Raw genomic sequence first — 12,928 nt, forward strand, 5'->3', positions numbered from 1 at the left:
ACGAAGCTGAAGTAAGGCTTTGGTCCGCTGAAACGGCTTAAGCAGACATTGCACGAGAAATCGGGCACACAAGGATCATGTTGATCAGGATCCTGACCGTGAGCAGCTTTGCTCGACATTGCCTCCTCAGTCTGTCAGCCACTTTGCGTAGGCGCGCATGTCAATCATCGGAACGGTGGCGCTCGCCTGGAGGCGCGCGATCAATTCGAACAGGAAGGCTGTTGCCGGTTTACCCTCCGGTGTGAAGGCGTAAGAGCCGTCATCGCAGCGGCTGAAATGGCCATGAGCAGCCACGCATCCGAGGTCGAATGCCCCGTCGACATCGCCAGAATCGAGCGCCTGAGAGAGCGATGGACCGAAGGGATCCTTCCAGGTGCTCTCGAACGTGAGCAGTCCGGCGAGAATGCGCGGAGGTTCCTTCGGCGTGGCCACGCCGCTCACGTGAGGGACAGGCAGGCTGGTGCGGTGGAGCCTGCGGACGCTTGCGGCCTTCTCCTGCGCGTAAGCGACGTTCCTGGCGTCGATCACCTGCTTGGCCTCAAAGACGGCATAGACGCTCTCGGCCGGAATGACGTTCTGGCCGTGCATCGTGAGGATGAACGGACTGTACTGCCGGTCAAAAATCACAACATCAATCTGTTGGCTGAACGCTCCGAGGCTGTCGGCGACCGTTGCCTTCGCGACGCTGTAGCGCTTGGGCAGGTAGGTGGACAGCAGTTCAAGCCAAACGTTCTCGGAGGCGTCACCCTTGGAGACGGGATGGCCGAGCAGAGACCGCGCGTGATCGAGCTTGCGCTGAATGTCATTGTGAAGGCCGGTCAGGAGATTGGAGAGGTTCCACTCGTTCATCGCACTAAATCCTCCCATGCGCCCGCAAGAGATCGCCTCGCCGTGATCTGGACCCTCGCCTTGTCGGTCATGCTGATCTCGTCCGAGAGAACGTTATTTGTGTTAGACGGGTCAAGCACACGGGCATTCGCGAACTGTTCGCTCAGATAGGTCAAGCACGTGACGATGTTCTGGCACAATGTGTTGTCGTAGACGCTTCCCAGTGCTTCAATGACCGTCAGCTCGAGATAGAGCGACGGGAAATCGAGCTTGCGCTGATCGCGCCAGAGCTTGAGGAGCCTGATCTCGTCCTGGCAGCCGGAGCCCGATACGATGGCGATGTGCCGGGCAACATTGGTCTTGATCCAAGTGTCGGCCTTGCGGCGATAGAGGCTGTGGTCCTCGGAGACTTGGGCCCAACGCCGGGCTGGGACGAGGTCGACGTCGAAGCCGCCGACGGTAATTCCGAGAGATACGTTCTGACGGCGCGGCTTGAACCCCTTTCGGTGCAGGAAGACGAAGAAGTTATTGTAGAGCTCTCGTAGCGTGCCCGGCGTCTCGTGATGGAGCGAGATGAAGATGTCGATGTCGGTCCCCGAGCGGTTCGCCGTGCCCTTGGCGAAGGAACCGCTCGGCATCGCATCAACGAGGTAGATGCCGGCCCATTCCCTCAGGACGGGGAGCAACTCGGCCCGAAAGATGTTCGCTGGCGTGTAGAGCCCTGTGGCGATTGCCTCGCGGGCTAAGATCGAGCGGAGATAATTGTCAGGAGAGGTCATTGAGGGCAGAGACAGGAGATCACCATCTAGGTTAAAGCACTCTGGCTGTCACGCAAGCTGACACGATTGCCCCTCACTCTTTCGCTTACGGGTTGGGGGAAGCCACGGGCGTATGGCGAGGACGGGCACAGCTATGACTTCTCAGCGTCAAGACCTGAGGACGAGTACGTCCAATACCGACGGAATTCTGACCCTAGCGCTCGCACTCATGCTCCATGATCTTGTAAAAGAGAGCCCGCGGTCGATTTTTTTGTGGAAGTAGGCCGGGCTGTTGCGAAACCCGCCTACTTTTGCGACTCCCAAAAGGCCCTTTTTCAAAGGGTGGATATGGTGATTGAGATAAGCGTCGACAGCGCTGGGCAGCATCGACTCGGCCGATTACCCCGAGACGTCAGCCAAGCAGCGAGGAAGGCCAGCTAAAAGGCCGAAAATTCAAATAACCAAAAATTCAAACGCTTCCCAGCCGTCAGCGTCCTGAGATACAACCGAGGCTGCCACAGATTGCGGACCACCAAGCCTGCACGGCGCTAAACTGCTAATCCTGCTAAGGCGCCGAACTTCGCAATGAGCTTTAGCAATTTTAGCAGTTTAGCCGATAGCCGGGGCTTCGGGCAGATCATTTTTGGTCAGGTCGGACGACGAATAATCCGCCAGACATCCCGGCGGCGGGCATTCTTGACGACCGCTGCCCCCTCATGCCGCACAAGCCAGTGATGCCCCTCCAGGATGGTGATGGCCTCCAGCGCCGATTTCTTGTCCCGAAGCGTGCTCGGCCCCCACTGATAGACGTCGGGCAGCGACACCAGCGGCTCGCTCCATTGCTCATGGAGCCAGGTCAAGAGTTGCTTTGCGCGGGAGATCTCAGGCCGTATGGCTGAAGCCCCTTCGAGACGGAGCGCCTCCTGAGCGTAATGCTGCGCCAGTGCGATGCCGGCCTCCAGAGCCTCGCTGGAAATCTCCCGACCCGTCACGTCGCGCACGAGCGACAGAATGCCCGCGAGGCGGGCGGCATGCTCGGCCAGTTTGCTGGCCAGCCCCCGGATCGGCTCCAGTCTTCCTCCAGGCCCAACCTCACTTTCCACCTCGTCGGAGAACCGAATCCAGCGGCTCCGAGCCGGACTCGAGAACTCCAAGGCAGGCGGGCTCAGTTCGTTGAGAGTACCCTGCGCAAGCGGCAGTGGCATTGCAAGGATCGTAATCAGCCGCTCGTCGAACGCGTCAATGGCAGGATCAGACTCGGCGGTCTCGCGCCAGAAGCGCGTGCCCGCCGCCGTCGGCGGAGCTGTAACCAGCAGCCGGGACAGGAGACCCTGATCAGCCAACAGCCGGTCAGACAGCAGAATTGTCGCAACATCCGGCTGGACCATCAGGTGCAGGGCCAGGCGGCGGCCCGGCAGAACGATGGCGCCGTCGCCGGCCCGCACGCGCCGGATCGGCTGTCCGTCCCACATGCTCGACAGGGACGTTGCCGTGCGGGGCTTCGTCTCCTCCCGCAGCCATGACCACCAACAAACTGGCCGCCCTCAGCAGAGAAAACCCCAAGGCTCGGCTGTCCGAGAGGCAACAGACGCTCGATGCCCTCAAAGGTCGGTTCCGTGCAGATCAGCATCGGATTTAGCGGTGCCATGGGCATCGGCCCCAGGAGCTTGAGCGCGACTTCCTTCGTCTGGACATCAGGATAGTGCTTCTTGTTGTTGAGCACCTGATCGCGCTGCTTGGCCCAGGCGTCTCGGGCATTGAGATAGCCCGGGAGCTCAGCCTCATATTGCTGACGCAGGATCTCCTCATGGCGTCGGATCGGCCGCAAGGCCTCATTGTCGGCGGTGCTCTTGCGCTCACCGGAAGCGCCAATAGTGATGAAGTAGCACGAGATGGGCCGGGTCTGCCCCATCGGAAGCCGCACGTCCGCATGACCTTGCACGGCCAGGGTGGCGGCACCGAGCACCGACTGGGCGCAGATGGCGAGGGGCGCCTGGGTTTTGACCTGGATTGCCTTGGCTGCATTGCCGAGCAAGGAGCCGAGGGCATCCGCCGGGAACGGCTCCGCTGGCGGCAACTCGCGCTGCAGCGGCAACGGGGATTCGGGCAAAACCGTCACGGCAGCATCGAACACGGCTTTGGCGTGATGGCTCGTCATGACTGGGCCCTCAAAAGATCGTTGAAGTCGTGTCCGAGAGGCGGAGCAGCGATCCGCACCTTCCGTCCTTCGGCGAGCCATCGCTCCGCCGCATCACACGCGGCATTCATGCCAACAGGATCAGGATCCGCCGCAATCGTCACCACGGTGGCCAATGGAAGCGGCGGCAGGCGAAGCGCGCGGATGCCATTGGCGCTCAGAGCTGACCAAGCCGGAATGCCCGTGGCGAGCTGGACCGACAGCGCCGTCTCAATCCCCTCCGCCACGGCCAGGTGCTCGCCGCAGGGAGACAAGTGGACGGCTCCGCCACAGACCGGACCGAGGCTCATCTTGACAGGAGACACAGGCGCCTTGCCGATACCGTCCGAGCACAGGTAGGTGCGATGGATCGCGACGATGTTCTGGCTTGGGCCACGCACGGCAGCGATCATGGCCGGAAGCTTGGTTCGGGACGGCGCATGCCAGCAGGAGAGCAGGAAGCGCAGGGTGGGCGGAACAGGTCCCGTGAGGCCACGGCTCTTCAGGTACACGTCCACCAACGTGCCCGCCGCTGGCTCGCTCGCGAACCACAAGCGCCATGCCCGATCCGTAGCTGTCGCGTCATTAAGGCTCTGTTTGGAGGCCCGGGCGGGTTCAGCAGCGACAGCGTCCGAGTCGAAGCCGTTCGAAAGGCCCATGGCGCGAAGGGCGCTTAGCACGGTCGCCTGCGGACAGCCGGCATGACAGTGAACCAGCAGCTTGCCGTCACGGCTGTCGCGCAGCGAAAGGCTCGGGTTATAATCGTCATGAGCCGGGCAGCGGGCAGTCCAGCCCGCGCCGCACCGCTGCCCATCGAGAGCACGAGCAATGATCTCGGCTCTCATTGCACACCCTCCTTGATCAGGGCGCGGATGTCTTCCACGCGCCAGGCGGTGATGTTCGGGCCGAGCTTTACGGGTTGCGGGAAGCGGCCCGAGCGCACGCCCGCCCACCAAGTTGCGCGCCCAATCGGGATAAGAGCGAGAACGGACGCAAGCCGGACGAAGCCGGTCTCAGGAAGACTTGTGGGATGCGGCATGGATCACCTCTGTCTAATGAGCGACAGGGCGATCTTCGACGATCCAGCGAGTGCTGTGGCCGAATTCGGTTTAGCCCAAGCCGAATTCGGTTTAGGCTACAAACATTACAGGGAAGGCGAGTCAGAATCGGATAGTACCTCGCTGGCGGCAGTCCTCAGGCAGCCCAGAATGGTACCCTCGTCGAGGTCAAGGCCCAATTCGTTGAGGTCAGACTTGATCTCCCTTACCGTCGTCGTCCGCGCCTTCTTTGGGTCCCACGCGTAGCCCTTGATTGCCATTGCTATCACCAAGCGCAGCAAGCTCGTGCGTGTATTCATCCAACCCGGAGGGTTTTCCTGCAACTGTAACTCCAGCTCTGAGATTCTCTGCCGAAGAGTGTCGTTCTCCTCCTGCAATCGGCTTCGCTGAGCCGCCAAATCTCCGTTCGGATCTTCCTTGCTGCCGGCGTGGCCAGACAGCGCAGTCGACGCTACTCCAAGCGCCTCTGGACAGCGAATGCCATTGCGCTCCAGCCACATGACAAACTGTTCTGGCACAACTGGAAATACCAATTCTGCCACAGCCTCCGCTCGCCTGATGCGCTCTCGAAGCTCAGCATACTCGTCGGCAAAGGCATGGTAGCCGACATAGTTCTGCACACGTTCCCAGTTCACCAAATCGGGATCCTTGCCCAGAGTTAGTGCAACGGCCTCATCGGACGACCAAGAGGGACGTTTGCCCCAGCGATTAAAGTCGGCCATTGCCACCCTTGGCTCAAAAACGCCCGCGGCGAACACCGAGTGGTCGAGGAACCCTTTGCTGTCCCTCACCTCATCCTCATACATCTCCTTGAGCCTTGCATCGGGCATGTCGTAGAGAGAGGTTATCCACGCCTCATTTTCCCGTAAGCGCTGCTGGGGATCATCAGAAGGCCCGGCAAGATGTTCAGGAGAGCGGTTCAACTCCTGTTCGAGCTTCTTAAGGTAAACCATCCGATCTCGGAGAAAGCGGATCATCTCCTCGCGGGACTTATCCGACATGAGGATCTCCATCGCTTTGGAATCACAGCAAGAGTGTGATCCGGCGACGGCGAACGCAAGCCGCCAGCTTCGGTGCGTCCGAGCTGCTTCTCTGGGAGAAGCGCCGCCTGATGAACCTCTACGCTGCCGCAGATGACACTGCAGTCACAAAGCGGTACCACTCATCCATCAGCTCGCGCCGTTTCTCCAGCAGGTCGCCTCTGCGGTAGGCCGCTTCGACGCGGTTCGGAATGGAATGAGCCAGCGCCATCTCGCAGACATCATGAGGATGGCTCGTCTGTTCCGCGGCCCAATCCCGGAACGCTGAGCGAAACCCGTGGGCCGTCACTTGAACGTGCATGCGGCGCAGCGCCATCAGGAGGGCCATGTTTGAGAGCGGCCGGGCAGGAGAGCGGCTCGGAAACAGGTAATCGCTCCCGCATCCAAGCTCCTTCGCCCTGTCAATGATCTCAAGGCATCGCGGAGCCAGGGGCACACGATGTTCTCGTCCTCCCTTTATACGCTTGGCCGGAATCGTCCAAAGCTGCTGTGACAGATCGATCTCGCCCCACGTGGCGCCGAGCACCTCATTGGTGCGTGTGGCGGTCAGGATCAGGAACTCGAAGGCGAGCCGCACGATCTCGGCACTGTTTGAGGCATGCAGTTTCTCGATGAACTGCGGCACGTCCACGTAGGGCAGGGCGGCGTGGTGGTCGGGTTCGTCGGATTGCTTCGGCAGTCCCTTCGTGACGCCCTCCACTGGATTGTCGCCTGACCGGAACCCGGCCGCCTTGGCCCAATCGAGCACGGTGCCAATCCTTTGGCGGACCCGGCGGGCGGTTTCTGGCCGGGTCAGCCAGATCGGCGCCAGAACTTTCAGGATCTTGGGCGTATCGATCTGATCCACCGCCAGCTCGCCCAAAACAGGATTAGCATACTGGCGCAGGGTATTGATCCACTGCTGGGCATGCTTAGCGTTTCGCCAGGAGCTTCTGTGCTCAGCATGAACCCGCTCCGCCGCATCAGCAAAGGTCGGAACGATACGAGTGCTAGTGCGCCGCTCCGCCACCGGATCTCCGCCCTGGCGAGCGATCTTGCGCAGGGCGAGTGCCGTCTCGCGAGCTTCAGCCAAGGAGATGAGACTGGCGCTGCCGAGACCTATGTCACGCCGCCGGCCCCGGACCACCGTCCGCAGGGTCCAGCGCTTTGCCCCGGAGACATCAACCTCAAGGTAGAGACCATTCCCGTCGGCATACCGGCCTGGCTCGCGCAGGGATCGAACCTGCACGGCCGAGAGCGCCTTCTCGGGATGCTTGCCTGATCTCTTGGGCATGGTGCACCCACATCTAACCCCACAATTTTAACCAGATTGGGCTGGATTGCAATAGATGCGCATGGACAGGCTCTGAGGCTCAAGCCATTGCTTAGGATGGTATTTCTGGACGGGGCTAGACGGTCTTGGACACGAGGATGGCGGAGGGAGCGGGATTCGAACCCGCGATACGGTTTCCCGTATACACACTTTCCAGGCGTGCGCCTTCAACCACTCGGCCACCCCTCCAGCACGGAACCCTTTGGCTTTCGCAACTCTGTTCGCATCTGGGCGAACGAGATCAGATTCCCCGCATCAACGCGGAGCGCTCCTGTAGCTCCAAAACGGTGCAAAAGGCAAGACCGATCTTCAGAAAGTTTGGGGGAGGTGACTTTGCGGCAGCCTCAAAACGCTCTAGATAATTCCTCTCTGTTCGGAGAGGTGTCTTCCCTTGAAATTCCTGGCGCGTAGTTTGGGACTTCTGCTGGTTGCGGCCGGCTTCATCGGTCTTGTGATCGATGGGACGCGTTCGATCGTCAATCATGACATCTCGTTCGTTTCGCTCTCGAGCGCGGCCGGCACCTTGTTCCCGGGCGGCGCGACGGGTTTCGAGGGGCAGATCGCGGCGCGTACCTATCCTTGGCTATGGGATCCCTTCGTCAGTCATTTCCTCCAGCTTCCAGCCTCTCTCACCGGCTTCCTGGTCGGCGCGCTGCTCCTCTGGGTCGGACAGAAGCCGCTCGAGCCCATCGGCTACCTCGCAGGGCGCTAGAGCGTTTCGAGCGAGATAGATAGATCCGGTTCTCCGTCTAAAGACTCGCCCAAGCAACGAGGAGGGCCATTTCCGTGATGATGGAATGGCAAAGCCCTTCACGGCAAGGTGAGGGCTCAAACCCCTCCTTTCGGCGGCATGGAGTGCCTACATAAGGCCAGTCACCAGAGAGGCCTTCATGTTCAGCTTCCGCAAACCCCTGACCCTTCCCACTCCGGATCAAGCTTTGCCTGGCCGTGCGGCTCCGCTTCCGACGGCCGAGCGTCACTTCGTCAATGGTCGTTCCCTCCAGCCGCCTTATCCGGAAGGCATGGAGAAAGCTCTGTTCGGGCTTGGCTGCTTCTGGGGAGCCGAGCGCAAGTTCTGGCAGATGGGCGACGGCATCTGGGTGACGGCCGCGGGTTATTCCGCCGGCATGACGCCCAACCCGACTTATGAGGAAGTGTGCTCAGGCATGACCGGGCACAACGAAGTCGTGCTTGTCGTCTTCGACCCGAAGGTGACGTCCTATGAAGCGTTGCTGAAGACCTTCTGGGAGAACCACGATCCCACCCAAGGCATGCGCCAAGGCAACGACGTGGGCACACAGTACCGCTCAGGGATTTACGTGTTCAACGAGGCTCAGCGCAAAGCGGCGGAAGCGTCGAAGGCAGCCTACGCTCAGGCGCTCGCGGAGCGCGGCTATGGCGCCATTACGACGGAGATCCTGGACGCCGGTCCGTTCTACTTTGCCGAGGATTACCACCAGCAATACCTCGCCAAGAATCCGAACGGCTATTGCGGCCTTGGCGGCACGGGTGTGTCCTGCCAGATCGGCACCGGTATCGCGGCTGAGTAAAGAAAACGCAGACAGAGAGCACTGTCTGCGCCTGCATTCTCACGGTGAAACGAGAACCCGCCGGCATTCCTCAGGCAGCTGCGCCATGGTGAGGGGCGGGCGCGGCTTGCCGGGCTTCGGATGGAGCATTTCCGGCGTGAACCAGCGCGCGAGCTCCTCGCCGCATCCATCGCCGCGCGGCGGCGGATCCTGATCGGAGCAGGTGGCGTCCCCCGCAGGACAGGCGATGCGGATGTGAAAATGATAGTTATGGCCGAACATCGGCCGTACCTTGCTCAGCCAGCCGCGATCCTGCCCGGCTTCCCGGCAGAGCGCCTTCTTGATCGCCGGGTTCACGAAAATGCGCGCGACGCTTTTCTCGGACGCGGCGGCACGGATGAGAGCCGTATGCTGCGGCGTCCAGACAGCGGGATCGACATCGAGCCAATCGCTGCGCACCATATTGGTCGCGGACATCTCCTCGCGCTCGAGCCGTGACAGGCGGCGATCGGGCATGGGAGTGAGCCACACATCCGCATCAAGGCCGATCTGATGGGAGGCGTGCCCCGTGATCATGGGGCCACCGCGCGGCTGCGAGATGTCGCCGATGAGAAGGCCTGGCCATCCATTGATGCTGGGTACGCGCGCGGAGAGGCGCTGCAGCAGGGCGATCAGCTGGGGATGTCCCCAGTTGCGGTTGCGGGACAGCCGCATGACCTGCCAAGTCTCCCCGTCAACAGGGATTGCAGCCGCTCCGGCCATGCAGCCGCGGGCATAGCTGCCGATGGAGCGCGCTTGAAGCGATGCAGGAGCCGTGCGTCGGCCGAACAGTTCCTTCGCGGCAAGGGAGGGATCGTCGGGATTGGCCAGGGGCGGCAGCGGCTTCGGGTCGACCGTGCCCTTGTCCTGGGCAGCAGCGGAGCCGCCGATGACGAGCGCGGTGATAAGGGCAAGGGAGCGAATCGGATTCATGCAGCAAGGCTAGCGCGTGCGCGCGAACTCTGGAACGACCCGCATGCTGTCATTGTGTCGCTTGAAGATGGGCCGGACCTCACAAGGTCCGGCCCCTTCCCTGTCGATCAATGCCGCGGCTGCGGACGGCCTTCGCTCGCGCCGCGTTGGCTGATATGACCGGGACCCATGGTGCGCTTGTCATGGCCATTGCCGGTGCGGCGCATGGTGGGCTGGTAGCGCGGCGTCGGGCGCTTCGCGTGGCTCGGGCGGCGTCCGGTGGTGGTGAAGGGTGCCAAGAGCAGGCTTGCGACCGCAGCGCCGATGCCGGCCAGAACGGCTGCCGTCGCGAAGGGATGGAGCTGCGCCTCGAGAAGCAGGCTCGTCTTGCGCGGCTCGCCGGGCAACGACGAATACATGTCGCCATCCTCGCGCGCGCGATAAAGGTCGCCATCCTCGCGCGCGCGATAAAGGTTGTCGCGCATCTGCCGTCGCTCGGACTGGTTGGTCGTCTGAGAGCTGTAGCCCGTCCACTCCATCGCCTTGTCCACCATGCGCGGGGCGACCTTGCCCATGGCGCCGATGACCCATCCGCCGAAGCCAATGGTGAGCTCGCGTCGATGGTGCTCGGCGGCGAAGACGATCGCCTTGGCCACCAGATGCGGATCATAGGTCGGTGGCGGAACGGCGGCCTCCTTGTCGAGATAGTTGCGGGCATGCTCGACATAAGGCGTATCGATGGAGGAGGGCTTGATGAGGGTGATCGCAATCGGCGCGCCCTGCTCCTCCAGCTCCATGCGCAAACCATCGGTGAAGGCCTTCACCGCATGTTTGGAAGCCGAGTATTGAGTCTGCAGAATCATGGTGCGTTCTGACAGCACGCTGCCGACATTGATGATGGTACCGCCGCGGTTGCGCAGATGTTCGGCCGCGATCATCGAGCCGTTGACCACGCCCCAGTAATTCACCTCGAAGAGCTGCCGCTGATCCTCGATCGGGATCTTGTCGAGCGGTCCGTAGAGGGCAACCGCAGCATCGTTGACCCAGGTGTCGAAGCCGCCGAAGGTGTCTATGGCGGTTTTGGCGATCCGCTCCAGATCCTCACGCCTGCTCACGTCCGCCGGCACTGCAATGGCGCGGGTGCCGCCCCGGCTGAGTTCGTCCGCGACCTTGCGCAGAGCCTCTTCGTTCCGGGCGGCCAGAACAAGGCCCTTGGCTCCGCGCGAAGCAAACAGATGCGCTGTCGCGAGGCCGATGCCGCTGGAAGCTCCCGTGATGACGACCACTTGCTCCTCGACCGGCTTCTGGCGAACGGGCATGGCGATCTCCTTCATTGTTCTGGGGGGAAGTCGAGGGTCAACGTGAGGGTAATCGCGGGGTTCCTATGGCAGCGCTTGATGCGAGAGCGGCCGCAAAACCTTGGAATGCCTAGGAAGTGCGGGCTCAACAACCGGAACGGCTTCTTGACCCGAGCGTTGCCTTAGACCTTGCAGATGAAGGGAGCGAGATGATGGAGACGACGGTACAAAGCAGCGATGTCCGTGAAACCCACAACCTGATTGCCAGCGACAAAGTAGAAGGGACTCCGGTTCGCCGCACGGATGGTGAGAAGATCGGAACGATCGAGCGTGTCATGATCGAGAAGCGGTCCGGCAAGGTCGCCTATGCGGTCATGAGCTTCGGCGGCTTCATGGGGCTGGGCGAGGAATACTACACGCTTCCCTGGAGCGTCCTGAAGTACAATACAGAACTTGACGCCTACGAACTGAATCTTTCGGAAGACCAGCTGCGCGGGGCGCCCCGTCGCACGGCCGAGGGGCATGACGCCTCTTATGATCGCGAATGGGAAGAACACGTCCACCGCTACTACAATGCCACCCCCTATTGGGGCGAGAGCGACCCGATGAGCACTGGCCGCTAAAGCAGATATCGGCCTCTCAAAAGAAAATCGCCCGGCTTTCACCGGGCGATTTTTTATGCCTCATATACCGGCCGACAGGGCTAGGCCCTCTCCTGGCGCATGAGGCATGCTTGGCTTAGCGCTTCGACTTCGAGGGGCTCTTGCGAGCGCCCGACGAACGCTTGGCGACCTTGCCGGACTTCTTCGTCGCGGAAGTGCGGCTGGACGCGGCAGCAGCGCGCTTGGTCGTCCGCTTGGCAGCCGTCTTACGGGCCGTAGCCTTCACCGCGGTGCGGCTGGAGCTGCGGGCCGGGGACTTGCGGGCCGTCGAGCGAGCGGAAGACTTGCGAGCCGAGGACTTCGCAGCCGACTTGGCGGAAGTCTTCCTCGCGGTGGTCTTCTTAGCTGCAGTCTTCTTGGCGGAGGACTTCGCCGAGGACTTTGCGGCCGACCTGGCCGAAGTCTTCTTGGCGGCAGTCTTCTTCGCCGTCGTCTTCCTGGCAGAGGACTTCGCCGAGGACTTCACGGCCTTCTTCGCCGTGGTCTTCTTGGCAGCAGTCTTCTTTGCAGCGGCCTTCGTGCCGGCCTTCTTCGTGCTCTTGCGAGCAGAGGAAGTGCCAGCCTTCTTGGCGCTGGTCCTGGAGCTCTTCCTGGCTCCGCTTTTTTTGGTGCTGGTCGCACCGGTGTCACCCGTGAACAATGCTGTCAGCGGGTTCTTGTTGTCTGTCGGCATAGCCGCCTCCTTCAAGGGCCTTCGCGTGCAACCGTCACGCTTGCAAGGCAACGTCGTTATACCAAGCGGGTTCCGATTAACGGAAAGTGTAGAAAGTAGAACTTGCACTTTTTCTGTGGATACTTTGCCAGGATGAGCTGCCTGAACTTGCGCTTTCAGAGCGCGATAGAAGGCGCGAGATATGACTCGCAGAGTCTCTTCTTCGGACTCTTCAACATCACTTCTGATCTATCAGATTAGTTTTGAGGGATACTTGAAATCCGTTTAAGATCAGCTACTTAGCGGCATATTTCCCATCCCCGTCTTTGCTTCGAGCTTCTTGTCGAGCACGTCGAAAATCCCTTCTGCACGAGAGGGATGGAGCAAGTGGAAGAGGTGTTCTTGACGTGCTTTTCGGGAGCCGAAAAATTTTTCGCGGTCCACTCAAAAAAATGCGCCCCGAAGGTCGTCGAAACGCAGTTTGATGCTTCGAATGACTCAAGAATCACCTCACGAGCATCCTGACGTAGGGACAGGAATGACTCTGAACCGTGCCTCTCGATTCATAGTGGAGCGACACGCGGCAATCTTGCCTCCCGCTCGACCCTTCACCTGGTGCACGAGGCAAGGTATCGAAGGGCATCAATCAACTCTCCATGGTCCA

Annotated in this window: 14 protein-coding genes and 1 tRNA gene; 4 read left to right on the top strand and 11 right to left on the bottom strand. The window is 61.1% G+C overall.

Annotated elements, in window-relative coordinates:
• Positions 1-126: 126 nt before the first annotated feature.
• The 9 genes from ACUXUR_RS09815 to ACUXUR_RS09855 all read right to left on the bottom strand — a co-directional run bounded on the left by ACUXUR_RS09815 (position 127) and on the right by ACUXUR_RS09855 (position 7,361).
• On the bottom strand, positions 127-849 hold the full coding sequence (locus tag ACUXUR_RS09815) for a DUF6602 domain-containing protein (protein ID WP_445502170.1): 723 nt from the start codon (positions 847-849) through the stop codon (positions 127-129).
• Positions 846-1,607 carry a nucleotidyltransferase family protein gene (locus ACUXUR_RS09820; RefSeq protein WP_445502171.1) on the bottom strand — a complete coding sequence of 254 codons (762 nt, stop codon included), beginning with the start codon at positions 1,605-1,607 and terminating at the stop codon, positions 846-848. The genes ACUXUR_RS09815 and ACUXUR_RS09820 overlap by 4 nt, the downstream gene beginning before the upstream one ends.
• 626 nt (positions 1,608-2,233) lie before the next feature.
• Positions 2,234-3,031 carry a DUF3987 domain-containing protein gene (locus ACUXUR_RS09825; RefSeq protein ID WP_445502172.1) on the bottom strand — a complete coding sequence of 266 codons (798 nt, stop codon included), beginning with the start codon at positions 3,029-3,031 and terminating at the stop codon, positions 2,234-2,236.
• Positions 2,974-3,744 (bottom strand): DUF3987 domain-containing protein, encoded by a 771-nt coding sequence (locus ACUXUR_RS09830; RefSeq protein WP_445502173.1) that lies wholly within the window; start codon positions 3,742-3,744, stop codon positions 2,974-2,976. The genes ACUXUR_RS09825 and ACUXUR_RS09830 overlap by 58 nt, the downstream gene beginning before the upstream one ends.
• On the bottom strand, positions 3,741-4,607 hold the full coding sequence (locus tag ACUXUR_RS09835; RefSeq protein WP_445502174.1) for a DUF7146 domain-containing protein: 867 nt from the start codon (positions 4,605-4,607) through the stop codon (positions 3,741-3,743). Before ACUXUR_RS09835 ends, ACUXUR_RS09830 begins: the two co-directional genes overlap by 4 nt.
• A complete protein-coding gene (locus tag ACUXUR_RS09840; protein WP_445502175.1) occupies positions 4,604-4,801 on the bottom strand; it encodes a helix-turn-helix transcriptional regulator in 198 nt (65 codons plus the stop codon). Before ACUXUR_RS09840 ends, ACUXUR_RS09835 begins: the two co-directional genes overlap by 4 nt.
• A gap of 105 nt (positions 4,802-4,906) precedes the next feature.
• Positions 4,907-5,821, bottom strand: coding sequence for a hypothetical protein (locus ACUXUR_RS09845; protein WP_445502176.1), 915 nt, complete (start codon positions 5,819-5,821; stop codon positions 4,907-4,909).
• A gap of 118 nt (positions 5,822-5,939) precedes the next feature.
• Positions 5,940-7,133 carry a tyrosine-type recombinase/integrase gene (locus ACUXUR_RS09850; RefSeq protein WP_445502177.1) on the bottom strand — a complete coding sequence of 398 codons (1,194 nt, stop codon included), beginning with the start codon at positions 7,131-7,133 and terminating at the stop codon, positions 5,940-5,942.
• Positions 7,134-7,271: 138 nt separating this feature from the next.
• A tRNA-Ser gene (locus ACUXUR_RS09855) sits at positions 7,272-7,361 on the bottom strand.
• A 202-nt stretch (positions 7,362-7,563) separates the two neighbouring features.
• Between ACUXUR_RS09855 and ACUXUR_RS09860 the strand changes: the two genes are divergently transcribed.
• Both ACUXUR_RS09860 and msrA read left to right on the top strand, forming a co-directional pair.
• Positions 7,564-7,884 (top strand): PetM family of cytochrome b6f complex subunit 7, encoded by a 321-nt coding sequence (locus ACUXUR_RS09860; RefSeq protein ID WP_445502178.1) that lies wholly within the window; start codon positions 7,564-7,566, stop codon positions 7,882-7,884.
• A gap of 178 nt (positions 7,885-8,062) precedes the next feature.
• On the top strand, positions 8,063-8,722 hold the full coding sequence (gene msrA / locus ACUXUR_RS09865; RefSeq protein ID WP_445502179.1) for a peptide-methionine (S)-S-oxide reductase MsrA: 660 nt from the start codon (positions 8,063-8,065) through the stop codon (positions 8,720-8,722).
• Between the two features lie 39 nt (positions 8,723-8,761).
• On the opposite strand, the gene mepA is transcribed toward msrA, so the two are convergent.
• Both mepA and ACUXUR_RS09875 read right to left on the bottom strand, forming a co-directional pair.
• A complete protein-coding gene (mepA, locus tag ACUXUR_RS09870) occupies positions 8,762-9,673 on the bottom strand; it encodes a penicillin-insensitive murein endopeptidase (protein ID WP_445502180.1) in 912 nt (303 codons plus the stop codon).
• A 107-nt stretch (positions 9,674-9,780) separates the two neighbouring features.
• Positions 9,781-10,971 carry an SDR family oxidoreductase gene (locus ACUXUR_RS09875; RefSeq protein ID WP_445502181.1) on the bottom strand — a complete coding sequence of 397 codons (1,191 nt, stop codon included), beginning with the start codon at positions 10,969-10,971 and terminating at the stop codon, positions 9,781-9,783.
• Positions 10,972-11,162: 191 nt separating this feature from the next.
• Here ACUXUR_RS09875 and ACUXUR_RS09880 point away from each other — a divergent pair, with 191 nt between their 5' ends.
• Together ACUXUR_RS09880 and ACUXUR_RS09885 are read left to right on the top strand one after the other, a co-directional pair.
• On the top strand, positions 11,163-11,573 hold the full coding sequence (locus tag ACUXUR_RS09880; RefSeq protein ID WP_445502369.1) for a PRC-barrel domain-containing protein: 411 nt from the start codon (positions 11,163-11,165) through the stop codon (positions 11,571-11,573).
• A 140-nt stretch (positions 11,574-11,713) separates the two neighbouring features.
• Positions 11,714-12,421 (top strand): hypothetical protein, encoded by a 708-nt coding sequence (locus ACUXUR_RS09885; RefSeq protein WP_445502182.1) that lies wholly within the window; start codon positions 11,714-11,716, stop codon positions 12,419-12,421.
• Positions 12,422-12,928 lie beyond the last annotated feature (507 nt).

It is taken from the genome of Microvirga medicaginis (assembly GCF_052658925.1).